Below are 24,320 nucleotides of genomic sequence, written 5' to 3' on the forward strand. Positions count from 1 at the left end.
AAGATATGGCTAAACCCGCCAAACTGCCCATTTCATAGGCATATCATCCACCAAATCCCTCAAATCACTGATGAATGATGTGGTTTTAGAGTTTAAAAACCATGAGTTCCGCAACTTTTTGCGATGCGATGATTTTTCTCCCACAGGTCATCGGTCCGATTTAAGGACTTTTAAACGGCCAGATTTATTACCGCGTTGCACAATTGATGAATTGGAAGACAGATGATTATCGAGTTCACTGATTTCATGTGGATGGCCAGCGTGGGCTGCCTGCTGTTCCTCGGCATTGCCGCCGCCGCTCTCTATGCGGTGCGCTTGCGTTTGACCTCGGACAAGGGAGACCGCCAGGATCTCTCGACCAACCGGCCCTCGCAACAATCTTCGCTCTGATCCCGCTTTCACTTTCTCAAGAAAATGCCGCAGCCCAAAGCTGCGGCATTTTCATTGGCGGATCGAGGGAGATCAGAAAGGCCAGTACGACGGGGCTTTGTGTGTCCCGTGAATGCCCGGTTCCGGCCCATGATCCGCCCAGCCCAAATGTTCGGTTTGCGCGAATGTCGGCGCGCCTTCGAGCTGTTGTCGCGTCAGACCCACCACATAGCCACCCTGCCGCGTATCGTATTTGAGGCTGTTCCAGGGCAGCGGATGATAGCGTTCGCCGATCGATAAAAAGCCACCGAACGACATCACCGCATAAGCAATCTTGCCCGACTGCTTGTCGATCATGAGGTCGTAAATCTCACCGAGCGCTTCACCATCGGTGTTGAAGACGCGCGTGCCGGTGACTTTGCCCGCCGCGATCAGCGAAGTGGTTTCGTCGAGAGCAACCATTTCATCCTCCTGCGTTGACTGTGAACGGTTCAGGCGCAGGCGCCTGTCACTCACAACGCACGAAGGTGGGGTGGAGTTGCGTGGCCGCAGCCCGCAAGCTCCGGCGGCGTTTTATTGCCGGTTCAATTTCAGGTTGTCGAGAATCTGCCGGGCCAGCGCATAGCCGGTGGTCAACGAGGTTTTCGGATTGTCCGGCGACGGCCGGCCCTCGATCCGCAGTTCGAAATCGACGCTTTTCGAACGCACGGAAATCTCATGGATATTCCGGCTGACCGTGGGATCAGCGATCAGGCGCACCCGCGTCGCGTCAAAACCCGCGCCGATCAGCGCCACGGTGGCTGCCACGTTGGCGTTTTGCGGATAGTCCCGCGCTGCGGCCGCGGCCGCCCCTTCATAAAACACGTGAGCAGCGGTCAACGCGGCAAGGTCGACCGCCTTTTCGGCCGGCGTTCCCATCCAGGCCTTGGGCGGCTTGCGCGACGTATAGACCACCTCGTCGAGGCCCGAGAGCTTAGCAGCGGCGAGCAGATCGAGCCCGCCAACGGCACCCGGACACAAATGATAGGAAGCGCCGGAGCTTTGCGCCGCGGCATCGAGCTGTCCGCGCAATTCACCATCCGCCAGAGCGCCAACCGACGTGACGATCAGGTCGGCGCCGCCTTGCAGCACTTCGGCGCCATACATTTTCAGCGCGCCGTGGCCAGCGGCTTCAGCCACCAGCAACGGTTGCAACTGCGCCAACTCCGCCGCCGAGCCGACCACATGGCGCTGACGCGCCAATTTATTGCCGAAACTCTCGAGCAGGTCGCGAGCGCGATTGGCGCCCTTCTCCCGCGCGAGGCAGATCACGGCATCCAACGGCGACGGCAGATCGTCCGCTATGGCGCCGAGCGCCTGGCGGGCGATGCTGCCATATCCGATCAGGGCAAGGCGCATCAGCGCGCACCACCCGCGGCACCCGCCGGCGGACCACCGAAGGCTTCCGCATAGGGGCCGATGGCGACCATATCGACTTCGAGCATGATCGGGCCACGCTCGGCCAAGGCCTTGTCGAAGGCCGGCTCGAAATCGTCGATCTTGCTGATGCGCACATGCGGCAGGCCCATGGCCTTGGCCAGCAAGCCAAAGTCCGGCGTATGCAGGTGGCAATAGGCGTGGCGATTGCCGTATTGCGCGTCCTGAATGTTGGCGATGACGCCATAGGCCTTGTCGTTCATCATCACGATGACGGTGTCGCAGGCATTTTCCACCACCGTGGCCAGTTCGCCAATATTGACCATCGAACCGCCATCGCCGACCAGCGACACTGTCTTCTTGCCATTGGCCGCGAAGGCCGCGCCGACAGTCATGGCAATGCCTTGGCCGATGCCGCCGCCCAGCGCATGGACGCCCAGATGCGGCGCCGCGAGACGGACGTAGCGGTTGCCAAAGGTCGAATTGCCGATCGTTACGTCGCGCACGAAGGGCAACGCCTGACCATGCACGCGGTCGCGCAGCACGTCCGCCAGCTTCTTATAGACGCCAAGGACGCGTCCCACGCCCTCTTCGCCCTTGATGCGGGCGGCGAGAACGGCCGCTTCGAAATCCTTGTCACCGCCGACCTTTGCCGGCAGACGCGCAAGCAAGCCTTCCAGCGCCAAGCGGGCATCGCCGTGGACGAAGAGATCGACCGGATAATTGCGGCCGCCCTGGCTCGCATCGGCATCAATCTGGATCAGCGGCTTGCCGAGGCGCAGCATGTTATTGCGCGTCTCGTTGCCGCGCAGGCGTGAGCCGACGACGATCATCAGGTCGCAGCGATCATAGATATCCTGCGCTTGCGGCGTCATGTTGAAGGCGCCGATATTGCGCGGATGATCCTCCGGCACGCTGGCGCGACCATTGGTGCTGGTCGCGGCGCAGAATCCGCGCTCGACCAGCGCTGTCGCCGCCGCTTCGGCGCCACGGGCACCGCCACCAAGATAGAGCATCGGCCGCTTGGCCTTCTTGATCATGTCGGCCAGCACATCGAGATGCTCGGCATCGGGTTCGACACGCACGACGACCGGCTTGCCGATGCGCGGCGGAATGATCGCCGGCATGCGCTGCACGTCGACGGGAATTTCCAGGCTCACCGGCCCGGTCGGCGCGCTCAAGGCGGCCGAGATCGCCGCATGCACCACCGGCACGACGCCATTGCCGTCCCACAGACGGAAATAAGCCTTCGACACGGCTTTCAGCATGTCGGGCTGGCGCGGCACGTCGTGAATGGCGGCGCGGTCGCGGTCCATCCAGGGTGTATCGATCTGCGTCGTGATGTGCAGCACAGGCGAACCGGCGGTCAACGCCTCGACCTGCGAACCGGCGGCATTGCCCGCCGCCGTGCCGGTGCTGGTGATGACGACGCCGACCGAACGCGAGACGCGCGCATAGGCGTCGGCCATGTTCATGGCGCCGGCTTCGCCACGCGCCGGCACGAAGGTGATGCGGCCCTGACGGAAGATCGCGTCCAGGATCGGCATGTTGTGGATGGAGATCACGCCAAACACATGCGTGACGCCAGCTTCGGCCAGCGTGCGGGCGATCAGATCACCGACCGGCTCGTCACGGGTCGTCAGGGAAGATGTCGCGGTTGCGATGTTCATCGCGTCCTCTCAGATGTAGCGGGAAATTCCGCCGGAAATTTCAAGGGAAGCACCGGTCACATAGCTGGCTGCCGGTGAGGCGAGAAAAACAATGGCGCGCGCCACTTCATCGGGCAGGCCGAGGCGTGCGAAGGGAATGTGCTTGGTCTTGGTCAATTCGACCATCCATTCGTCGCGCGTCTGCGCCTTGTTCTCGCGCGCCTGGAAACGCCGCTCCCACTGGCCTGAATCGATCAGGCCGAGCATGACGGAATTGACGCGAATGCGCGGCGCGAACTCTGTCGCCAAGGATTTGACGAGGCTCTGCACACCGGCACGCGCCGCCGACGTGCAAACCATATAGGGCTCGGGCTGGTAGGCGAGCAGCGAATTGACGGCGAGAATGGCCGCCGCAGTGCTCTTTTCCAACAGCGGCTGGAACGCCCGCACCGGATGGATCTGGCTGAAGAACTTGAGATCGAGCTCGGCGCGCCACTGCTCGTCGGTGGTCGTGGCGAAGGTCGACATACGCCCCTGCCCGGCATTGTTGATGAGAATGTCGGCACCGCCAGCCCATTTTTGCACGGCGGCAGCGAACGCCTCGACGTCTTCCTTCTTCGTCACATCGCAGCGATGCGCCATCACCTTGCCGGCGAACCGCGCTTCGAGATCGGCCGACGCCTTCGCCAGCCGTGCCTCATCGCGTCCGCAGATCGCAACCTTCGCACCCTCGTTCAAGAATAGACCAGCTGTCGCCAGGCCAATGCCCGACGTGCCGCCCGTTACCACGATAGTGCGCCCCGCAAGCCCCAAATCCATACGCTTCTCCTGACCGCTCAGGCTTCGTTACGTTGATGCTGTCTTGAAATCTGCTGGGTCCTGTCGAGCGACTCTCCCAGCATCTCGCCGCCAAAAAGCATCACGCCGTCGCGCTCTGTCGCAGGCGATATGTTCGCCTCGGCGTGCTGATTCATGACGCAATCTCCTTGCTTTCTGCCGCTCTCGCGGTCACCGCCTGCCCGTTTCAAAAGCATCGGCACAGACGCTGCCTTCGTTCCGCCAACCACCGGAATTTTATTTTGACAAAGACTACACGACGTTCTAGCTTGTTGCAAATATGAAATGATGTTTCTCTAATGAAACGCACTCTTCCACTGTCACCGAACAGGGATGCCATGGCGAACGAGGGGCCCGGTACGACGAGCGAGACGGCATCGGAAACGATGCTCATGACGGTGTTTCTCCGTCATGACCAATCCAACAATCTCGATGTCGTGCAGACGAAACTGAAAGATGCCGACTGGTGGGAACGCTTTCCGCCGGCAGGCGTGGAAGTCGTCAATTGGGTCGTCGCCATGGGCTTCGGGCAGATCGTCACGCTACGCCTGCCGCCATCAAAAATTCCGCTCGTCAATGTCGAACTCGAACGTTCGGCTTGGGGCGTTTTTACAACCGAATGCTATCCGGCTTACGATTTCGTGCCGGTACGCGAAATGATCAAAGAACGTGTGCGTAAAGGAGGCAAATGATGGATCAGTATCTGAATCCCCATCAGACCCGAGACCACGAGCCGACCGATTATGAAAATCTCCTCGGTGACGGCATCGAGAAGGCCTATGCTGCCGGCATTCATGATCTGCCGAGCATCTGCAAATCGCTGAACGACGATTGCGTCCCCTCGCCCAACGGCCAGCCGTGGACGCCTGAATTGTTCCAGCAGGAAATGAAGCGCCTCGGCGCGTAAGTAGGAGAGTGAAATGGCTGCCGTTTCCGATACCGCCGTTGAAAAGCTTCTCTCCGTCGGCCCTCGCAACCAGTGGTATGCGATCTGCCCGACGCATTTCGTCACCGAAAAGCCTTTGTCCCTGCGCCGCTGCGGCTATCGCATGGTTTTGTGGCGCGGCCTTGACGGCACGCCCTATGCGCTTGAAGACCGCTGCCCGCATCGCGGCGTGCCGCTCTCCTGCGGCATCCTGATGGGCGATCGCATCGCATGCGGCTATCACGGTGTGCAGGTGAACAAGGACGGCATCGCCGTCGTCGTCCCCGGCGCTCCCGGCAGCAAGCTCGAAGGTTCGAAGGCGACCAAGTCCTTCCCGCTGCAGGAACGCGCCGGCGTCATCTTCGCTTATGTCGGCGATGAACTGCATCTGGACCCGCCGGAACTGGTCCTGCCGGAAGAACTGACCTCGCCCGAGTTCAGCGCCTTCCTGTGCTATGCCGAGTGGAACGGCGACTATCGCTATGTCATCGACAATGTGATGGACCCGATGCACGGCACCTTCCTGCATAAGCAGTCCCATTCCATGTCGTTTGGCGAAACCCAAGCCAACTTCCGCATCCGCGACACCGAGAGCGGTTTCGTCTTCGAGAAGGAAGGCCAGCGCAACATCAACTTCGACTGGACCGAATATGGCCAGACCGGCACGATGTGGCTGCGCCTGGAAATCCCCTATCCCAAGACCGGCGGCCCGGGCGGCAATTTCCACATCATCGGTTCCTACACGCCGATTTCCGACGGCAAGGCCGTGGTCATCCACTGGCGTTGCCGCAAGGTCGACGGTTGGCAGCGCGACACCTGGCGCTTCCTCTACAAGAACCGCCTCGAGGCGCGCCACTGGCACGTGCTCGAACAGGACCGCACCATGCTCGAAGCCTGCGATCCCGATGCCAACAAGCACGAGAACCTTTATTCCCACGACATGGGTCTCGTGCGCTTGCGTCGCGTCATGAAGAACCAAGCCATCCAGCAGCTCAACGCGCTGGCTGACGCCGGCCGACAAGTCGCCTGACCTGACGCTTGAGGCGGCGCCTCAGTGCCGCCTCGCCCAGCCCGAACATCTGGAGTTGATCGTGAGCATTTCTGGCATCGACCGCGTGACGTATGGCGTTGAAGACATCGCGCTGTGCCGTCGCTTCTTCCTCGACTGGGGTCTGTCGCTCGTCCGCGATTCCGACACGGCGCTCGATTTCGAAACCCTCAACGGTTGCGAAGTGTTCGTCCGCCTGCACGACGACCCCTCGCTGCCGCCGGCGATCGAAGCCGGCCCCACCGTGCGCGAAGTGATCTGGAGCGCCGAAAACGACGCCGACATCGCGGCCAGCCGCGAAAAGATGCGCAATGCGCCGGGCTTCCGCGAAGCGGACGGCACTTTGTTCTGCACCGATCCCAACGGCCTGGCCGTCGGCGTGCGCGTCACCCGCAAGCGCGCCATCGAGGTGCATGGCGGCCAGACCAACACCTGGGACAAGGCCTCGCGTGTCAACGCGCCCAGCGCCAGCTATGACCACGCGACGCCGATCGAAGTCGGCCATGTCGTGTTCTTCACCAAGCAGCTCGACGAGACGACCAAGTTCTACGAGAACATCGGTTTCTGCCTGTCGGACCGCTATCCTGGCCGTGGCCACTTCCTGCGCACCGCACCGCGCGGCGGCCACCACGACATGTTCCTGTTGCAGACGCCGGAAGGCAAGCCCGGCCTCAACCACGTCGCCTTCGCCGTGCGCGACATCCATGAGGTCTTCGGCGGCGGCATGCATATGTCGCGTCTCGGCTGGGACACGCAGCTTGGACCGGGCAAGCACCCGATCTCCTCGGCCTTCTTCTGGTACTTCCAAAATCCGGCGGGCGCCCTCATCGAATATTACGCCGACGAGGACGTACTGACCGAAGAGTGGAAGACCCGCGACTTCGTGCCCGGCCCTGACCTCTTCGCCGAATGGGCGATCTCCGGTGGCATCGACGGCAAGACCCGCCGTCAGAAGAGCGCCGGCGCCCCCGCGCCCGACGGTAAATTCATCACCGAGAAGCGGAGCTGAAACCGATGGCGCAGATCCGCCTCGAATGCCGCAACGTTGCCAAACGCTTTGGCGCAATCACCGCCGTGCAGAACCTCAACTTCAAGATCGCCGACGGTGAAGTGGTCTCGCTGATCGGCCCATCCGGTTGCGGCAAGAGCACGCTCCTGAACATGGGCTCGGGCCTTGATCCGGCCAGCGAAGGCGAAGTGCTCGTCGACGGCGAGAAAGTGACGAAGCCGAACGAACATGTCGCCTTCATGCTGCAGAAGGATCTGCTGCTGCCCTGGCGCACCATTCGTCAGAATGTCGAATTCGGCCTGGAAATCCGCGGCGTTCCGGCTTCGGAGCGCAAGGCGATCTCGCTCGAACTGCTGCGCAAGTGCCGCCTGCCGGACTTCGCCGAAAGCTATCCGCACCAGCTCTCCGGCGGCATGCGCCAGCGCGCCGCGCTCGCCCGTACGCTCGCCGTCGATCCCGCCGTTCTCCTGATGGACGAACCGTTCTCGGCGCTCGACGCACAGACCAAAATGGTATTGCAGCAGGATCTCGGCCGCACCTTGGCCGAGACTGGCAAGACGACCTTGTTCGTCACGCATGATCTCGTCGAAGCGATCGCTTTGTCGGATCGTGTTCTGGTCATGAGCCAGCGCCCCGGCACGATCATCGAGGAAATCGTCATCGATATTCCTGGCCGGGAAAACCCGATGGAACGCCGTAAGAGCCCGAAAACGGGCCCGTATATTGCACAACTGATGAGTCTTCTGCACATCGGCGAAGAAGTTCATTGAAAACGCAAAAAAGGAGAAGGGTCATGAATTCGCGTCGCAAGCTGCTTGCACTAACATTCGCCGGCTTGGCCGGTTCCTTCGGTTTCGCTGGCATTCAGGGCGCCCAAGCGCAGGCGCCACTTCAGGACATCACCTATCTCCTGCCCGCACCGGGCTCCCTGCCGGCTTTCGGCCCGTGGATGGTCGCCAAGCAGCGCGGCTATTTCACCGCTGAAGGTCTCAACGTGAACTTCCAGGTAGCGCGCGGCGGCGTCGACGTCGCCAAGCAGGTCGGGGCCGGCAATGCGGTCGTCGGCGGCGCCATCGGCGACACGCCGATCATCGTGCGCAGCAATGGCGTGCCGGTGAAGGCGATCGCGGTGATCGGCGGCCGTGCGCTCATGCAGCTCGCCGTCAACAAGGACAAGGGCATCAACTCGGTCAAGGATCTGAAGGGCAAGACGATCACCGTTCTCGCTTATCAGGACACGACCTTCTTCGCGCTGCTCGGCATGCTCGCCACCCAGGGCATGACCAAGAACGACGTCAACGCCCAGGCCGTCGGCCCGGTCAACATCTGGAAGCTTTTCGCCGCCGGCCAGTCCGACGCGATGGCGGGCACGCCGGAATGGACCATCCAGGCGCGCAAGGAATCGCCGAAGATGAACATCGAGGCCATCCCGTCCGACACCGTGTTCAAGAGCATGGCGCAGGCCATCGTCGCCTCCGATGAAACCATCCAGAAGAATCCGGAACTGCTGCGCAAGATCGTGCGCGCCACCCTCAAGGGCATGAAGGCGCTCATGGACGATCCGGCGGCGGCGGCGGTCGATTATGCCAAGGCGGTGCCGGAGTTCACCGGCAAGGAAGCCGATCTGACCGAGATCTTCAAGGCCTACAACACCCTGGTCTATCCGGGCCAGAAGGTGCTCGGCGAAATGGACGAGTCCCGCCTGTCGGCGCTTCAGGATTTCTACCTGAAGGAAGGCATCATCGAGAAGACGACGCCGGTGAAGGAACTCTACACCAACCAGTTCTTGCAGTAACAAAAAGGCCGGTGGGGTCAAAAGATGAGTAGCGAACTCAGCAATCCTTCCACGCAGCGGATGGTGCTTGCCAGTCTTGCACTGGCGGTCATCTCTCTTGCCGCCTGGGAATGGGGCCCGCGCGCGCTGGGCATTCCGCAATTCATCATCCCACCGGCTTCACAAGTCTGGGAAGAATTCCTCAAGATGCTGACGCGTGACCGCCTGATGTATCACACGGGCATCACCGCCATGCAGGTCGTCGTCGGTTTCGTACTCGGCATGATCCTCGGCATGGCCGTCGGCTTCATCCTTGGCATGTCGCCGACGGCGGAATTCGTGCTTTCGCCTTATATTCTCGCCCTCCAGATCGCGCCGAAGGTCGCCTTCGCGCCGCTCTTCGTCATCTGGTTCGGCTACACGGTCTATCCGAAGATTTTAGTGGCCATATTGATCGTGTTCTTTCCAATCATGATCAATGTGCTCGGCGCCGTGCGCGCCATCGACCCCGACATCGTCCGCCTGGCCCGCTCGTTCAACGCCAGCAAGGTGCAGATTTTCCGCAAGATCGAATTCCCGGCCTCGCTGCCGCCGTTCTTCGCCGGCCTGCGCATCGCCGCCACGCTCGCGGTCATCGGCGTCCTCGTCGGCGAACTCGTCGGCGGCAACCAGGGTCTCGGCTATCTCTTGACCTTCGGCGAAGGCGCCGGCAACACGCCGATGGTCTTCGTCACCATCATCATGCTCACGATCATCGGCATTCTGCTCTATGGCGCGATCGTGCTGATCGAAAACCGCGTGCTGCATTGGCTGCCCGGCCGCGCCCGTCGCGCGTCGTAGGAGAGGCCTAAAATGGAGCTGACTGGACGCCGTATCGTCGTCACCGGCGCTGGACGCGGCCTCGGCCGCGCCTTCGCCGAAGCCTGTGTCGACGCTGGCGCTGAAAGCATCATCGTCGCCGACATCGATGTGAAGCTGGGCGAAGCCTGCGCCGCCGATCTGCGCCAGCGCGGCGCCGACGCCCATTTCATCGCCTATGATCAGTCGCAGCCGCAATCGATCGAGGCCTTCGGCAAGGCTTTGGCTGAGCGCTTCGACCGGATCGACGGCCTGGTCAACAACGCGGCGCTCGCCACCGGCATCGGCGGCGTGCCCTATGACGAGATCGAGATTGCCACCTTCGATCGCGTCATGGCGATCAACGTGCGCGGCGTCTGGCTGGTCATCAAGGCGCTCGCGCCCCTCTTGAAGAAATCGACGGTTGGCGGGCGCATCGTCAATGTCGCCTCCGACACCGCCATGTGGGGCGCGCCTAGGCTTCTGCATTATGTGGCGAGCAAAGGCGCCATCATTTCGATGACCCGCTCGCTGTCACGCGAACTCGGCCCCGACGGCATCTCCGTCAACGCCATCGCGCCCGGCATCGTCATCAGCGAATCCACCGAATATGTGCCGCAGGAGCGGCATGATCTCTACGTCAACAATCGCGCCATCCCGCGCCAGCAGATGCCCGAAGACGTCACCGGCCCGGTGATCTATCTGCTCGGCCCCGGCGCCGGCTTCGTCACCGGCCAGTTGGTTCCGGTGAACGGCGGCTTTGTGATGAACTGAAGTAAGAGCCATGCAGGACACGCAAGAAAAGATCGTCTGGCAGGAAAACGGCTCCGGCACGCCGCTGGTGCTGCTGCACGGCATCGGCTCCTCGGCCGCCTCCTGGGCCGCGCAGCTCGCCCATTTCGGCCAACGTTATCGCACCGTCGCCTGGAATGCGCCCGGCTATGGCGGCTCGACGCCCCTGCCCGAGGAAGCGCCTGAGGTTTCCGCTTATGCGCAAGCGCTGGCTGGCTTGCTCGACCGGTTGCAGATCGCCAAAGCCCATGTGATCGGCCATTCGCTCGGGTCGCTGATGGCTGCGCGCTTCGCCGCACAATATCCTGAGCGCATCCTCACCCTCACGCTCGCCTCCTGCGCCATCGGCCACGCCAAACTGCCGGCCGAGGAGCGCGCCCGCATGCTCAACAGCCGCATCGACGATGTGGCAGCTCTTGGCCCGCGCGGCATGGCCGAAAAGCGCGGACCGCGCCTGCTCGGCCCCCGTGCCAGCGAAGCCTCGATCCGCAAGGTCGTTGACGTGATGGCGAGCGTCGATCCGCAGGGTTATGCCCAGGCGGCGCGCGCCTTGTCGCAAGGCAATATGCTCGACGACGTCGCCGCTTTGCCCGCCACCATGCCGGTGCAGGTGGTTTACGGCACCGCCGACGTGATCACGCCGCCAGCGGCCAATGAGCGGGTCGCCGCCGCCCGTCCCGGCACGCCGATCACCGCCATCCCCGACGGCGGTCATGCCGTCTATGTGGAAATGCCGGACGCCTTCGACGCCGCCATCGATTCATTTCTGGAGGGACATGATGAACGGCCCTGACATGATGCCGGAGGGCAAATATATTGTCCCGGCGCTGACACAAGGGTTGTCCGTCCTCGGCCTGTTCTCGCGTGAACGCCCGGTTCTTGCGCCGCCCGACATCGCCCGCGAACTCAATCTGTCGCGTGCCACCGTCTTTCGTCTGCTGCACACGCTCGAAACCATGGGCTACCTGCAACGCGACATCAACGATCGGCAATATCGCCTGGGGCCGGCCGTGCTCGGGCGCGGCTTCGCCTATCTCGCCTCCCTCGATCTCGTCGAAGTGGCGCAGCCGGCCTTGCGCAAGCTGCGCGACGACACCGGCATGTCGTCCCATCTGGTGATGCGCGATCGTCGCGAGGTGGTTTATCTCGCCCGCTTCCCGGCCCATTCGGCGCTCGCCAGCAGCGTGCAGGTCGGCACGCGTTTTCCGGTTCACGGCACCATTTTGGGCCGCATGCTGATCTGCGAACTCGACGACACGGAACTGCGGGAACTCTTCCCCGAGCCGAATCTGCCGCGTTTCAGCGAACAGACGCCGAAGACGCTGCCGGCCCTGAAGAAGTTGCTCAAGGAAGATCGCGATCGCGGTTATGCGGTCAGCCAGTCGTTCTTCGAACGCGGCATCAGCGCCATCGCCGCGCCGTTGCGCGACAACAACGGCCGCATCGTCGCCGCGATCAACGTCACCGCCGTCGACACCACGGTGGCGGCGGAGGAGATGGCCGGACGCCTGAAGGATCTGGTGCTGGCCGCCGCGCGCACCATCTCAAGCCACATCTCCAGCGAGCAAGCCCTCGCCCGCACCCTGGCGAGCGCCGGCAAATAAGAGGAGCCTTGGCTCCGGCACTGGTCACATTCGCGTGACGCTCATGTCACCGTGGCCATGCTTGCAACGCGCCTCCCCCTCGTCCTAGCTTGCCTGTAACGGCGTCAGCCGACAGGGAGGATGGAATGAGGAAGGCGAGCTTTATCGCTGTCGCGACGCTTTTGGCCGCGATGACAAGTGCTCAGGTCACAACCGCGCAAGCACAAACACAAGCACCAGGTTCCATCCTCACCCTGATCGTCGGCTTCGCGGCGGGCGGCTCGGCCGATTCCATCGCGCGGGTGGTCGGCACCCGGCTGGGAGAGAAATACCAGCGCAAGGTCGTCGTCGAGAACCGTCCCGGCGCCGGCGCCAATATTGCCACGAAAGCCGTCATCGGCGCGGCACCTGACGGCGCCACTTTACTCGTCTCGACCGCGGCCCTTGCCATCAACGAGACGCTCTACCGCAACAAGGGCTTCACCGCCGACGAATTGAAGACCATCGCCATCGTCGCGACCACGCCGGAAGTCTTCGCCATCAACCCCGGCAGTTCGGCGCAATCGCTCAGCGATTTCGTCGCCCAGAACAAGGGCAAGGAAATCGCCTTCGCCACGGCGGGTATCGGCACGAGCTCGCATATCGCGGCGGAGTATTTCTTCCGTGAGCTGGCCAAGACCGACGCCAAGCACGTGCCGTTCCGTGGTGGGCCGGACGCGACCAACGCGGTGCTGGGCGGCCATGTGCCACTCGTCGTCTCGTCCTTGTCGGGCTTCGCCGCCCAGGTCGCCGGCGGCCAGTTGCGCGGCCTGGCGGTGGCCTCGCCGCAGCGCATCGCGGTGATCGACAAAGTGCCGACCTTCAACGAGAGCGGCTACAAGGACTTCACCGCCCAATCCTGGGTCGGCTTCTTCGCCCCCTCCGCAACCCAATCGGCAGAGATCGACACGCTCAACAAGCAGATCGACGACATCATCCGCGAACCGGCGATCCGCGAACGACTGGTCGCCATCGGTTTCGACCCGATGAACGCCAGCCGACAGGAAGCCGAAGACTATTTCCGGCGCGAAATTGCCCGCTGGCGCACCATGGTGCAAAGCCTCGGCCTGAGTGTCGAATAAACGCGAACGCGCTCTACGGCCAAATTAAAGGCTTTACGATCACGTCTCGCGTCACCTCTTGGCTTTATCCGGCCCATCGCCGAAGCCAAGCGGCGAGACGTGGCCATAGGTGCTGTCGTAATCGCGCTGCGCCTCTTGCGGCAGATATTTGGCTTCGAGATCGCGGACGCCGGTATAGCCGGTCATCTCGGCAAACTCGAGCGCGCCGAAGGGATGGCTGGCGATGCTCTTGCGCCAATCGGTGAGCGCCGCGACACCGCGCTTGTTGAAGTCGGCCAGCACGTGCCAGGCCGCCTGCATACCAGCGGATGCCGCCAAGGTCGGATAGAGCGCGATGCGCAGGCCCGTCATCTCCAGTTCCGCAAAGTCTGGCCCCGGCGGCGGACCGCCCCAGATCATCAGCACGGGCGCCGGCACTGCCTGGCAGACCTCCTGCAATTGCTCCAGCGACTTCGCCGAGTTGAGCCAGACAAGATCGGCCCCGCCGTCACGCGCATAAGCGACGCAGCGCTCGATCGCGTCTTGCGGGCTCGACCCTTCCGCGCCAATGGCATCGCAGCGCGCGCAGATGACGAAATCAGGATCGATGGCATCGCGCGCCGCCACGGCAGCTTTGAGTTTGCCGACCATCTCCCCCTTCGAGATCACCCGGCGGCCGGCGCTGGTGCCGGATTTCTTCGGCGCTTCCTGGTCCTCGATCGACATGCCGGCAACGCCGGCGCGGACGATCTCCTGTACGCTGAAATGCACGTTGACCGCATTGCCGAAGCCGGTATCCGCATCGAGCAGGATCGGAATATCCGAACGCGCCGCGACATGGCGGGCATGGTCGCAGATATCGCGCAGACCGATCACACCCGTATCGGGAACGCCAAGCAGAAAGGCCGACATCTGCGATCCGGCGACGAAGAAACATTCAAATCCCGCCCTGGCGGCAATCTTGGCATACATCGGGCTGAATCCGCCCGGCATCACCGTCAGCCCGTCCTTGGCCAAAAGCGCGCGAAACGCCAAGCGTTTGCGCTTTTCGGGATGGATGAATGGGTCCGTCATATCGTTTCCTCCAGCAAAAATTCGCCGGCCCACGCCTGCCAGGACACGTTCGCCATGCAGGCCTGCTTTGCCACTCAAAGGCCTTCACATCCAGGGAAAAAGATGGAAGCTTACCGCCCGGCGAGGGAGGCCACAGGGCCGCCAGGGAGGACACCTGATGATCAAGGTGCAGGATATCGTCTATGTCGTGTATCGGGCGCCCGATCTCGACAAGATGGAACAGTTTCTGACCGATTTCGGCATGTATCGCGCGAAGCGAGAGCCCGACAAGCTCTATATGCGCGGAGCCGGCGACTACCCCTACATCCACGTGACGGAAAAGGGCGAGCCGGGTTTCGCCGCCGTCGGCATGCTGGCTGGCTCGGAAGCAGAACTCGATGAAGCCGCGCGCCTGCCCGGCTCTTCCGCCATCGAGACGATCGATGCGCCGGGCGGCGGCAAGCGCGTGCGCATGCAGGGCCCGGACAACTATCGGATCGATCTGGTACATGGCATCAAACCCGTCGAACGGCTCGACATCCGCGATCCGCTGGCGATCAACTTCGGCTATGAGAAGAACCGCCTGTTCGAATTGCAGCGGCCGAAGAACGAATCCGCCAAGATCATTCGGCTCGGCCATTGCGTGCTGAAATTCACCGACGGCAGCGCTGCACGCGACTGGTTCATCAACACGCTCGGCATGCTGGTGACCGACCGGCTGCATGTGCCTGACGATCCCAAGGTGACATTAGGCACGTTCATGCGTTGCAACCGGGGCGATAAACCGGCCGACCACCACACCATCTTCGCCCTGCATGCGCCCGGCGACATCAACGTCCACCACGTCTCCTTCGAGGTGCAGGATCCCGACGCGGTTCAGATCGGCCACTATTGGCTGCAAGGCAAAGGATGGAAGCAGGAATGGGGCGTCGGCCGCCATCTCCTCGGCAGCCAGGTGTTCGACTATTGGCGCAGCCCCTGGGGCCATATTTTCGAACACTACGCCGATGGCGACTTGCTCAATGCCAGCGTACCACCAGGCGATTATCCGGCGACCGCAGAAAATCTGGCGCAATGGGGACCGGAACTATCGCCGCGCTTCTTCGAATCCGTAGTGACGTAGACTGTACCTTCGTGTCATCCCGGACACCGCAGCGTGATCCGGGATGACACCGAGGTTGCGGCAAACCCGCCGCTATTGCTTCTCGATCTTCGCCGCCTCGACGATCTTCTTCCAGTTCTCGAACTCAGCTTTGACGATCTGCGCCATGTCCTCGGGCGATTGCGAGATGCGCTGATCGGCACCGACATCGAACAGGAATTTCTTCGTCTCCGGCCGTTTGACGATCTCGTTCAGCCGGCCGTGCATCTGGTTGACGATCGGATCGGGCGTGTCCTTGGGAAACCAGGCGGCCCAGATCACCGAATAAGAGAAATCCGGCACGCCAGCCTGCTGCATGGTCTGCAGATTGGGCGCCGCCGACACCGGATTGGCGGGTGTCGAAGCCAGCAGGCGCAGCCGCCCCTGCGAGGCCTGGGCCATGGCCAATGTGATGTCGGGGAAGAAGAAATCGATCAAGCCGGCGGTCGTGTCGGCGGCGGCATCGCCGGCGCTCTTGTAGTTCACCTGCGTGGCCGTCGCGCCGATCTTTTGCAGATAGAGACTGGCGGCAACCATGGCGCTCGAAGTCTGCGCGCCGTAGCGCGCCCGGCCGTTCTTATCCTTGATGAACTTGGTCAGATCGGCGACCGAATGAACGTCGAGCTTGGGATTGACGGCCAGGGCCAGCCCCAGCTCGTTCAAGGTGGCGACCGCCTTGAGCGCAGTGTTCGGATCGTAATCGGCGCTCTTCATGAACAGCGGATTGCCGACATAGGCGGACGCGCCGGTGATCAGCAGCGTATAGCCGTCGGGCTTGGCGTCCATCGCCGCCTGATTGCCGACATGGCCATTGGCGCCGACACGGTTCTCCACGATGACCGGCTGGCCCGCCAGTTCGCTGAGCGCCCGCGCATAGTAGCGCACCATCAGATCGCCGCCGGCCCCCGCCACATAGGTGCAGATCACCTTGATCGGATGATCGGGATAAGCTGCCAGCGCCAGGCGCGGCACCAGGGTTAATGCAACGGCCGCGATCCAAATCTGCAAACATCTCACGCGCATCACCAGCCCTCCCCTCCGCTGATCCGCCCCGCCTGAGTTTAGCCCCAGACTTCTTGGGCGACCTCGCCAATGCGTTCGAGCTTGCGACGCTGATCGTCGAAACTCATATGCGCCCCATCACGGGTCGCCGCGCCCTGGAAACCGCATTGGCTGCTGATGGCGAGCCGTTCGACCGGACAATGCTGGGTGGCGCTTTCGATGCGACGCAGCAATTCATCACGGGTTTCGAGCCGAGGATTGGTGCTGCTGACGAGACCCAGCACCGCCACCTTGCCTTTGGGCAGATGCCGCAGCGGCTCGAAACCGCCCACCTTGTCGCTGTCGTATTCGAGCAGATAGCGATCGACGTGCAGCCGGTCGAACAGACGCTCGGCCAGCCAGTCATAGCCGCCCTTGCCGCGCATAAAGCCGGAACGGCTGCCCCGGCACAGATGCATCGCCAGGGTCAGGCCCGGCCGGCGCACCGCGTCATAGCAGGCGTTTTCCAGCGCGATGTCCTCCTCCAGCGCCTGATCGGCATCGAGCCCCTCCTCGGTCATGACCGTGAGGCGCGCGGGGTCGGCATAGATGGTGAACCCTTCATCGAGCTGGATATAGGCGCAGCCCTCCCCGACCAGCGCCTTCATCTCGCCGGTGACGATGCCGCCGATATCGGAGCGCAGATCGTTGGCGTCGGGATAGGCTTTATCGGTGTCGCCCCGCCGATAGCTTTGCCGGGCGATCATCGCCGGGCTCGGCATGGTGATCTTGAATGGCCCTGGCGCATGCTGACTCAGAAATGCCGCATCGACATCGGCCAGACGCTTCTTCTGCCGCACTTGGCCGGTGATCGCCTTGGTGTGCATTTGCAGGCGCGCCACGCTGCCATCCGGCCGTTTGAACTCGCGCACAGGATAGTTTTCCTCGAACCCGTCGACCGCCTCGCTGAACACGGTCTGCCAGGAATCCCGTCGCATCTCGCCGTCGGTGAAGATCGCCATGCCGGCATCTTTCTGCACCTGCAAGACGTCCAGCACGGCCTTGTCTTCCGCCGCGCGCAATGCGGCCCGATCGATCCGCCCGGCCTTGAAATCATCGCGCGCATCGAGAAGATGTGGCGGTCGCAAAAGGCTGCCGACCTGATCGCACCGATAATCCGACGCCATGCTTGCGGTCTTGACATCAGCCACCATCTCGCCGCCCTCCTTCTCGGTCGCGGGATTCAGCGCAGTGCGTTCGGTTGGCGTTGATACGGCGCTCTCCCAACAGCGGATTTGCCACCCGCTTGTCCGAGGATCGTACTCCGGCGTTTAAAGGGTGCAAGTGCTACTAGTGGCCTGCAATGCGAGACACGTCGCAGGCACGATCCGAACGGAACCGTGAAGTCGGGCGGAATAAGATATTCGCATGAAGCCGCCGTACACCTTCGGCCCTTGCATGTGGCGCCATCCTGTGCCCTGAAAGACCCATGAAGGGAAACGCAAGCAGCCGGTGGTGGCTGGTGTACAGACCCCGCGCGATTTGCCCGCTTGTCCTGTCGATCGGATCAGCGCTTGCGGTGTTCGCGGTGGCGCCCGCGCTCGGCCAAGGCGCCCGTACGACGCTGCCGGCCGAAGTTCCGCTGCCGCCACGACGCCCGCAGACACTCGATCAGCCCGTCTCGCCCAGCGAACAACCGCCCCCTTCCGCCCAGCCCGAAACGCAAACGGCCCGCCCACCGCTCAGTCGCGAAGCGCTGCGTTATTGCGCCGCCCGCTGGCAGGCGATGAAGCTCGATGGAACGGCAAGCGGGCGCCTCTGGCGCGACTTCGCCCAGGACTGCGCCGAGCAATACCGGCGCGACAAACGCTGAACGCCCGTCCGGACGGACCGCGAAAGACAGGCCTCAAACGGCCCCCTGAAAACAATTGTCCCCCGCATGTTGCCATGCGAGGGACGAGATGAAGATGAGACCTGAACGAAACGATCTGTTAATTGTCTAGACTGTTTGAAGGCAAAAACCTGGCAAACGGACCGACCAAAACATTTCGCTTATGTCTCCGAACCGCTGAAGTCTGGTCAGCGCTTCGAGCCTGACCAGCCTAAGCCGGTCCGCCCGAAAGCCCCTTACTTCTTCTTAGAAGCTTTCTTCTTGGCGGTCTTCTTCTTGGCAACCTTCTTCTTGGCGGTCGCCTTCTTCACTGCTTTCTTCGCGGCCTTCTTGGCCGGTTTACGCTTAGCTGCCTTAGCCATCTGAGGTCCCCTCTAAGTTGACAGCCGACGAGCTTCCGTCGGCATCAGGCAGACATAAGTTAGCGAGGTTAACTAGTTGTGCAAGTCATCCGTGTGCCGGAGAGCGCGTTGCGATGCCTTTCGACGCCTCGGCGACACCTCTTCCAACACATCCAAAGACACGCGCGCGGCATCGACTCGTCGATCAAGATTCAACAACGCCAACCCACCATCGGCATCGACCTTCATCCCCTCTCGGCCCGCTCTCCTTATACATGGGCACAACGCCCAAGCGACGCGCGCGAAGATCATCGATCGCCGGCATAGCTGATCGACTCAATAAGAAAACTCATTGATTCTCCTGAAAAACTGAATTGACGACGAAAAGCGTCCCACCCGCCGATCATGATCGGCGCAAGACGATGCTTCGCAATCGCATCGCCATTCATCGCATCGGGACCGGCGCATCATGCATGAGGTTAAAGGCGCCGAGTCGCGGGATGTCGGCACATGGTTTTCGGTCAACGCATAACCATGCCGAAAGGTGTCGCCGACACGTCGGCAACACCTCAAAAAAAATTTTGGGAACAGAGAAAATTTTGGCGCTTGCGATCGCCTTCGAAACCCAAAATCGCGCAACTGCCCCGAATCGGGGCAGCTTGATTCGAACGATTCAGAGTCCGAGTTTGCTCTTCAAAAGGTCGTTCACGACCTGCGGATTGGCCTTGCCGCCGCTCTGCTTCATGACCTGTCCGACGAACCATCCAAGCATCGTCGGCTTCGCCTGAACCTGCGCGACCTTGTCCGCATTGGCGGCGACGACGGCATCGATCACCGCCTCAATCGCGCCCGTATCGGTGACCTGCTTCATCCCTCGTGCTTCGACGATGGCATGCGGGTCGCCGCCTTCTTTCCAGACGATCTCGAACACATCCTTGGCGATCTTGCCGGAGATGGTGGAGGCCGCCATCAGGTCGAGGATGGCGCCAAGCTGCTCAGCCGACACCGGCGAAGCGGTGATCTCGATCCCTTCCCGGTTCAGCCGCCCGAAGAGTTCGTTGATCACCCAGTTGGCCGCCGTCTTGGCATCCCGTCCGCGCGCGACGGCTTCGAAATATTCAGCCGACTCCCGTTCGCTGGCCAGCACGTTGGCGTCATAAGCCTGCAGGCCATAGTCGCTCGTGAAGCGGGCGATCTTCGCATCCGGCAGTTCGGGCAAGTCCGCCGCCAGCGCATCGACGAATGCCTGATCGAATTCGAGCGGCAGTAGATCCGGATCGGGGAAATAACGGTAGTCGTGCGCCTCTTCCTTGGAACGCATGGAGCGCGTTTCGCCGCGTGCCGGATCGAAGAGCCGCGTCTCCTGTTCGATGCTTCCGCCGTCTTCCAGAATTTCGATCTGGCGGCGTGCTTCCACATCCACGGCCTGGCCGATGAAGCGGATCGAATTGACGTTCTTGATCTCGCAGCGCGTGCCGAACGGTTCGCCTGGACGGCGGACCGAGACGTTCACGTCGGCGCGCAGGTTGCCCTTCTCCATATCGCCATCGCAGGTGCCGATGTAGCGCAGGATGGTGCGCATCTTGGAGACATAGGCGCGCGCCTCATCGGCCGAGCGGATGTCCGGTTTTGAAACGATTTCCATCAACGCGACGCCGGAACGATTGAGATCGACCAGGCTGGCGTCAGGTGATTGGTCATGCACCGACTTGCCGGCATCCTGTTCCAGGTGCAGGCGCTCGATGCCCACACGGATCTGTTCGGTCGGCGATACATCGACGATGACTTCGCCTTCGCCGACGATGGGGCTCTTGTACTGGCTGATCTGATAGCCCTGCGGCAGATCAGGATAAAAATAATTCTTGCGATCGAAGACCGAGCGCAGGTTGATCTGCGCCTTCAAGCCGAGGCCCGTGCGCACCGCTTGCTTGACACATTCCTCGTTGATGACCGGAAGCATGCCCGGCATGGCCGCATCGACCAGAGAGACATGGGTATTGGCCTCGCCGCCGAACGCGGTGGAAGCGCCGGAGAACAGTTTGGCGCGGGAGTTCACCTGCGCATGGATCTCCATGCCGACGACGATTTCCCAATCGCCCGTGGCGCCCTTGACGAGCTTGGATGGTTTGGCTGCGGATGCGCTCATGACTGACTTCCAGAGTTCTCGATAGCATTTTCAAGCGAAGTGGATCCCGGTTCGCTTGAAGAAAATGCGTCAAAACAAAAGAACTAGGATCCGGCTCAGAACCGGATCCTAAGACCACCACGCTTCGGGCAGGCTGATCCGACCTGCCGCCCGTTCGATCGCCTCGGCCAAGGTGAACAGGGTTTGCTCCTCGAACGGCTTGCCGATCAGTTGCAGACCAAGCGGCAGGCCTTCGCGCGACAGACCGGCGGGCACAGCAATGCCCGGCAGGCCGGCCATGTTCACCGTGACCGTGAAAATGTCGTTCAGGTACATCTCGATCGGATCGGCGGAGCCCTTCTCGCCAATGCCGAAAGCAGCCGACGGCGTCGCCGGCGTCAGAATGGCATCGACGCCATCGGCGAAGACGGTTTCGAAGTCGCGCTTGATCAAAGTGCGGATCTTCTGCGCCTTGACGTAATAGGCGTCGTAATAGCCAGCCGACAGCACATAGGTGCCGATCATCACGCGCCGGCGCACTTCCTTGCCAAAGCCTTCGGCGCGCGTGTTCTCGTACATGCCGATGATGTCTTTGCCCGGCACGCGCAGACCGTACCGCACGCCATCATAGCGCGCGAGGTTCGACGAGGCTTCCGCCGGCGCGACGATGTAATAGGCCGGCAGAGCATAGCGCGTGTGCGGCAGGCTGATGTCGACGATTTCAGCGCCGGCTTCCTTCAGCCAGGCGATGCCCTGCTGCCACAGCGCCTCGATCTCTTCGGGCATGCCGTCGAGACGATATTCCTTCGGGATACCGATGCGCATGCCGCGCACGGAACCGCCGACGGCTTTCTCATAGTCAGGCACCGGCAGATCGGCGCTGGTCGAATCCTTCACGTCGTAGCCCGCCATCGACTGCAACAGGATGGCGCAGTCGCGCACCGAGCGCGCGATCGGTCCCGCCTGATCGAGCGACGAGGCGAAGGCCACCATGCCCCAGCGCGAGCACCGGCCATAGGTGGGCTTGATGCCAACCGTGCCGGTGAAGGCCGCCGGCTGGCGGATCGAGCCGCCCGTGTCCGAAGCGGTCGCGGCCAGGCACAAACGTGCCGCGACAGCGGATGCCGAACCACCCGACGAACCGCCGGGCACGAGCAGGCCCTGCTTGTCGCCGGCGAGCGCTGCCCTGCCCTGATCCACCGTCCAGTTCGGCGGCAACCATGGCGAAGCGACCGGACCATAGAAAGAGGTCTCGTTCGACGAGCCCATGGCGAACTCATCCATGTTGAGCTTGCCGAGCATCACCGCGCCGTCACGCCAGAGCTGTGCCGTGACTGTCGATTCATAGACCGGCTTGAAGCCGTCGAGGATGTGGCTGCACGCCTGCGTATGCACGCCCTTGGTGGCGTAAAGATCCTTGACGCCGATCGGCAGGCCTTCGAGCGGGCCCGCCTCGCCGCGTGCGATCTTTTCGTCCGAAGCCTTCGCCATCGCCAACGCCTGCTCCGGCGTCTCGACGATGAAAGCGTTCAAGGCGCGCGCGCCGGCGATGGCATCGAGATGCGCTTGCGTCAGTTCGGTCGCGGAGACGCTGCGCTTGGTCAGCGCATCGCGGGCCTCGGCGAGGGTGAGGTCGGTCAGCTGGCTCATTCGACCACCTTCGGCACGACAAAGAAATGCTCTTCGCTGCGCGGTGCGTTGGCGACGACCGCATCGGCGCCGGCCTGATCGGTGACCACGTCGGCGCGCATGCGCATGTGCATCGGAATGACCGACGTCATCGGTTCGACGCCCCCGACATCGACCTTGTCGAGTTCGGCAACGAAGGACAGAATGGCGTTGAGTTCGCCGGCAAGATGCGGCACCTCTTCTTCAGTGACGGCGATCCGCGCCAGATGCGCAATACGCCGCACGGTCGCGTGATCGACCGACATGAAATCCCCATATGGTTGAAAGCTGCGCGGCTATAGCATTTGCGCCACCCACCGGGCAAATTTAAGCCGAATCGGGCCGAATATGCATTTCGGGCCGGATTCCGGCGCGGGATCAGCAAGACAGGCTGGCGCGGTCGTGATAAGGGCGGCTCGATGACCGTCGAAATCGTCACGCCCGACACCCTTCTGCCACGTCTGCACGCGCGATCGCGCCTCATGGGCATCGATCTGGGCACGAAAACCATCGGCCTGGCGATTTCCGACGTGGAGCGGCGCATCGCCACGCCGCTCGAGACGATCCGACGGGTCAAATTCAGCAAGGACGCCGCGCGGCTGCTGGAGCTCGCCGCCACCTACGAGATCGCCGCCTTCATCATCGGGCTGCCGCTCAACATGGACGGCAGCGAAGGCCCGCGTGTCCAATCGACACGCGCCTTCATCCGCAGCCTCGCGGCACTCGATCAAAGACCCTTCGTCTTGCAGGACGAGCGCCTTTCGACCGCCGCCGTCACCCGCCAATTGATCGAACAGGATGTCTCGCGCGCCAAACGCGCCGAGGTCGTCGATCGCATGGCTGCGGCTTATATTCTGCAGGGCGTGCTCGACCGCCTACAGCACCTCAGCCAAGGCTGAACGACGGAACGAAAACGCCGCGGCCCATCAAGGCCGCGGCGCCAAATCTGTATGCTCGAAAGCGAAGCCGGCTTAACGCACGGTCATCGTCGTTGCCCCACCAAGCGGCGGTGCGGCACCACCGACGAAACCGCCGCCGCCACCGCCGAGACCCTGCGGCCGCACGATGCCGCTGCCGCCGAAGCCCGGATTCGGGCGAACGACGCCGCCGCCAAAACCCGGATTCGGACGAACGAAACCACCGCCGATTGGTGCAGTGACCGGACCGCCAATCGGCCGGCCGCCATAGATCGGGCCACCCGGATTGGGATAGACCGGCGGGCGATGAACGTGACGGTAGCGATAGCGCGGCCCGTAATAAGCGGCCGGCGGATAATATCCGTAGTTATAGCCATAGTCGTAGTAGCCCGGGCCGTAACCATAGCCGTAGCCACCCGGCCCATAGTAATAACCGTCGTTGTAGCGATCAGCCGCGATAGCCGCACCGATGCCAGCGGCAACTGCGCCAAAGGCGGCTGCCGGGCCGACGCCACGACGCACATAACGGCGCGCGCCCTTCTTGCGCACCACGTGCCGCTTCGCGACGTGCTTCTTTTTCGCGACATAGCGAACGTCCTGCACCATCGGCGAAGCTTCAGTAGCTGCCTTGCGCAAAGACGAATCCACCGGCAAGGCCGAAGCCTGACCGATCAGTCCAACAGCGAAGGCTGCGCCGGCCAAGACCGGCAGTACCTTCATCGGTTTGCTCGAAAACATGACGCAGTCCCCTTTATGAAGAGGTCGGCTCGTACGGCCGCCCATTTGGGCCTGAACGTATCGGCATCAACCTGAATGTAGGTTGAACGGTTCGCCAAACAAGGCGTTGCGGCACTTTTTCCGCAA

At 62.3% G+C, this 24,320-nt stretch carries 28 protein-coding genes; 15 read left to right on the plus strand and 13 right to left on the minus strand.

All coding sequences use genetic code 11. The features are described 5' to 3' along the window. Window positions 1–222: 222 nt before the first annotated feature. Window positions 223–390, plus strand: a complete 168-nt coding sequence (locus tag OIM99_RS17715) for a hypothetical protein (RefSeq protein WP_311851779.1) — start codon at window positions 223–225, stop codon at window positions 388–390. A 72-nt stretch (window positions 391–462) separates the two neighbouring features. Here the strand turns inward: OIM99_RS17715 and OIM99_RS17720 are convergent, their stop codons facing one another. The 5 genes from OIM99_RS17720 to OIM99_RS17740 all read right to left on the minus strand — a co-directional run bounded on the left by OIM99_RS17720 (window position 463) and on the right by OIM99_RS17740 (window position 4,408). Further along, entirely contained in the window at window positions 463–831 is a 369-nt protein-coding gene (locus OIM99_RS17720) for a PRC-barrel domain-containing protein (protein WP_311851780.1), read from the minus strand. Between the two features lie 111 nt (window positions 832–942). Continuing rightward, window positions 943–1,767, minus strand: a complete 825-nt coding sequence (locus tag OIM99_RS17725) for an aspartate dehydrogenase (protein ID WP_311851781.1) — start codon at window positions 1,765–1,767, stop codon at window positions 943–945. After that, window positions 1,767–3,455 (minus strand): thiamine pyrophosphate-binding protein, encoded by a 1,689-nt coding sequence (locus OIM99_RS17730; protein WP_311851782.1) that lies wholly within the window; start codon window positions 3,453–3,455, stop codon window positions 1,767–1,769. The genes OIM99_RS17725 and OIM99_RS17730 overlap by 1 nt, the downstream gene beginning before the upstream one ends. A gap of 9 nt (window positions 3,456–3,464) precedes the next feature. Beyond that, on the minus strand, window positions 3,465–4,253 hold the full coding sequence (locus OIM99_RS17735) for an SDR family oxidoreductase (RefSeq protein ID WP_311851783.1): 789 nt from the start codon (window positions 4,251–4,253) through the stop codon (window positions 3,465–3,467). A 17-nt stretch (window positions 4,254–4,270) separates the two neighbouring features. Continuing rightward, a complete protein-coding gene (locus tag OIM99_RS17740; protein WP_311851784.1) occupies window positions 4,271–4,408 on the minus strand; it encodes a hypothetical protein in 138 nt (45 codons plus the stop codon). A gap of 255 nt (window positions 4,409–4,663) precedes the next feature. On the opposite strand from OIM99_RS17740, the gene OIM99_RS17745 reads away from it, so the two are divergent. The 11 genes from OIM99_RS17745 (at window position 4,664) to OIM99_RS17795 (ending at window position 13,360) form a co-directional block, all read left to right on the plus strand. Continuing rightward, the gene (locus OIM99_RS17745; RefSeq protein ID WP_311851785.1) at window positions 4,664–4,963 is read left to right on the plus strand and encodes a hypothetical protein; all 300 of its coding nucleotides are present in this window, start codon (window positions 4,664–4,666) and stop codon (window positions 4,961–4,963) included. Beyond that, window positions 4,963–5,178 (plus strand): recombinase-like helix-turn-helix domain-containing protein, encoded by a 216-nt coding sequence (locus tag OIM99_RS17750; RefSeq protein ID WP_311851786.1) that lies wholly within the window; start codon window positions 4,963–4,965, stop codon window positions 5,176–5,178. The genes OIM99_RS17745 and OIM99_RS17750 overlap by 1 nt, the downstream gene beginning before the upstream one ends. A 13-nt stretch (window positions 5,179–5,191) precedes the next feature. Next, the gene (locus OIM99_RS17755) at window positions 5,192–6,226 is read left to right on the plus strand and encodes an aromatic ring-hydroxylating dioxygenase subunit alpha (protein WP_311851787.1); all 1,035 of its coding nucleotides are present in this window, start codon (window positions 5,192–5,194) and stop codon (window positions 6,224–6,226) included. Window positions 6,227–6,287: 61 nt separating this feature from the next. Continuing rightward, window positions 6,288–7,253, plus strand: a complete 966-nt coding sequence (locus tag OIM99_RS17760; protein ID WP_311851788.1) for a VOC family protein — start codon at window positions 6,288–6,290, stop codon at window positions 7,251–7,253. 5 nt (window positions 7,254–7,258) lie between these two features. After that, window positions 7,259–8,023 (plus strand): ABC transporter ATP-binding protein, encoded by a 765-nt coding sequence (locus tag OIM99_RS17765; RefSeq protein WP_311851789.1) that lies wholly within the window; start codon window positions 7,259–7,261, stop codon window positions 8,021–8,023. Between the two features lie 23 nt (window positions 8,024–8,046). Beyond that, entirely contained in the window at window positions 8,047–9,048 is a 1,002-nt protein-coding gene (locus OIM99_RS17770; protein ID WP_311851790.1) for an ABC transporter substrate-binding protein, read from the plus strand. A gap of 24 nt (window positions 9,049–9,072) precedes the next feature. Further along, window positions 9,073–9,867, plus strand: a complete 795-nt coding sequence (locus OIM99_RS17775) for an ABC transporter permease (RefSeq protein WP_311851791.1) — start codon at window positions 9,073–9,075, stop codon at window positions 9,865–9,867. 12 nt (window positions 9,868–9,879) lie between these two features. Next, window positions 9,880–10,638, plus strand: a complete 759-nt coding sequence (locus OIM99_RS17780; protein ID WP_311851792.1) for an SDR family oxidoreductase — start codon at window positions 9,880–9,882, stop codon at window positions 10,636–10,638. Between the two features lie 10 nt (window positions 10,639–10,648). After that, window positions 10,649–11,449: an alpha/beta hydrolase gene (locus tag OIM99_RS17785; RefSeq protein WP_311851793.1), complete on the plus strand. Its 801-nt coding sequence runs from the start codon at window positions 10,649–10,651 to the stop codon at window positions 11,447–11,449. Next, the gene (locus tag OIM99_RS17790; RefSeq protein WP_311851794.1) at window positions 11,436–12,260 is read left to right on the plus strand and encodes an IclR family transcriptional regulator; all 825 of its coding nucleotides are present in this window, start codon (window positions 11,436–11,438) and stop codon (window positions 12,258–12,260) included. Before OIM99_RS17785 ends, OIM99_RS17790 begins: the two co-directional genes overlap by 14 nt. A gap of 125 nt (window positions 12,261–12,385) precedes the next feature. Then, complete coding sequence (locus OIM99_RS17795) at window positions 12,386–13,360, plus strand: tripartite tricarboxylate transporter substrate-binding protein (protein ID WP_311851795.1); 975 nt, start codon at window positions 12,386–12,388, stop codon at window positions 13,358–13,360. 51 nt (window positions 13,361–13,411) lie between these two features. Here OIM99_RS17795 and OIM99_RS17800 read toward each other — a convergent pair whose 3' ends face one another. Further along, window positions 13,412–14,413 (minus strand): isocitrate lyase/PEP mutase family protein, encoded by a 1,002-nt coding sequence (locus OIM99_RS17800; protein ID WP_311851796.1) that lies wholly within the window; start codon window positions 14,411–14,413, stop codon window positions 13,412–13,414. A gap of 157 nt (window positions 14,414–14,570) precedes the next feature. Between OIM99_RS17800 and OIM99_RS17805 the strand changes: the two genes are divergently transcribed. Beyond that, entirely contained in the window at window positions 14,571–15,515 is a 945-nt protein-coding gene (locus tag OIM99_RS17805) for a VOC family protein (RefSeq protein ID WP_311851797.1), read from the plus strand. Between the two features lie 72 nt (window positions 15,516–15,587). Here the strand turns inward: OIM99_RS17805 and OIM99_RS17810 are convergent, their stop codons facing one another. Both OIM99_RS17810 and OIM99_RS17815 read right to left on the minus strand, forming a co-directional pair. After that, window positions 15,588–16,556, minus strand: a complete 969-nt coding sequence (locus OIM99_RS17810; protein ID WP_311851798.1) for a tripartite tricarboxylate transporter substrate binding protein — start codon at window positions 16,554–16,556, stop codon at window positions 15,588–15,590. A gap of 38 nt (window positions 16,557–16,594) precedes the next feature. Next, complete coding sequence (locus OIM99_RS17815; protein WP_311851799.1) at window positions 16,595–17,728, minus strand: cobalamin-independent methionine synthase II family protein; 1,134 nt, start codon at window positions 17,726–17,728, stop codon at window positions 16,595–16,597. Window positions 17,729–18,036: 308 nt separating this feature from the next. Here OIM99_RS17815 and OIM99_RS17820 point away from each other — a divergent pair, with 308 nt between their 5' ends. Continuing rightward, window positions 18,037–18,387 (plus strand): hypothetical protein, encoded by a 351-nt coding sequence (locus tag OIM99_RS17820; protein WP_311851800.1) that lies wholly within the window; start codon window positions 18,037–18,039, stop codon window positions 18,385–18,387. Between the two features lie 254 nt (window positions 18,388–18,641). Here the strand turns inward: OIM99_RS17820 and OIM99_RS17825 are convergent, their stop codons facing one another. The 4 genes from OIM99_RS17825 to gatC form a co-directional block, all read right to left on the minus strand. Beyond that, window positions 18,642–18,767 (minus strand): hypothetical protein, encoded by a 126-nt coding sequence (locus OIM99_RS17825; protein ID WP_311851801.1) that lies wholly within the window; start codon window positions 18,765–18,767, stop codon window positions 18,642–18,644. Window positions 18,768–19,419: 652 nt separating this feature from the next. After that, window positions 19,420–20,892: an Asp-tRNA(Asn)/Glu-tRNA(Gln) amidotransferase subunit GatB gene (gatB, locus tag OIM99_RS17830; RefSeq protein ID WP_311851802.1), complete on the minus strand. Its 1,473-nt coding sequence runs from the start codon at window positions 20,890–20,892 to the stop codon at window positions 19,420–19,422. Window positions 20,893–21,000: 108 nt separating this feature from the next. Then, window positions 21,001–22,521 (minus strand): Asp-tRNA(Asn)/Glu-tRNA(Gln) amidotransferase subunit GatA, encoded by a 1,521-nt coding sequence (gatA, locus tag OIM99_RS17835; RefSeq protein ID WP_311851803.1) that lies wholly within the window; start codon window positions 22,519–22,521, stop codon window positions 21,001–21,003. Next, window positions 22,518–22,805 carry an Asp-tRNA(Asn)/Glu-tRNA(Gln) amidotransferase subunit GatC gene (gatC, locus tag OIM99_RS17840; RefSeq protein ID WP_311851804.1) on the minus strand — a complete coding sequence of 96 codons (288 nt, stop codon included), beginning with the start codon at window positions 22,803–22,805 and terminating at the stop codon, window positions 22,518–22,520. Before gatC ends, gatA begins: the two co-directional genes overlap by 4 nt. 153 nt (window positions 22,806–22,958) lie before the next feature. Here gatC and ruvX point away from each other — a divergent pair, with 153 nt between their 5' ends. Next, complete coding sequence (gene ruvX, locus OIM99_RS17845) at window positions 22,959–23,438, plus strand: Holliday junction resolvase RuvX (protein ID WP_311851805.1); 480 nt, start codon at window positions 22,959–22,961, stop codon at window positions 23,436–23,438. Window positions 23,439–23,510: 72 nt separating this feature from the next. On the opposite strand, the gene OIM99_RS17850 is transcribed toward ruvX, so the two are convergent. Continuing rightward, on the minus strand, window positions 23,511–24,194 hold the full coding sequence (locus tag OIM99_RS17850; protein WP_311851806.1) for a hypothetical protein: 684 nt from the start codon (window positions 24,192–24,194) through the stop codon (window positions 23,511–23,513). Window positions 24,195–24,320 lie beyond the last annotated feature (126 nt).

The organism is Methylocella sp. CPCC 101449 (assembly GCF_031921685.1).
Taxonomy (GTDB): domain Bacteria; phylum Pseudomonadota; class Alphaproteobacteria; order Rhizobiales; family Beijerinckiaceae; genus Terripilifer.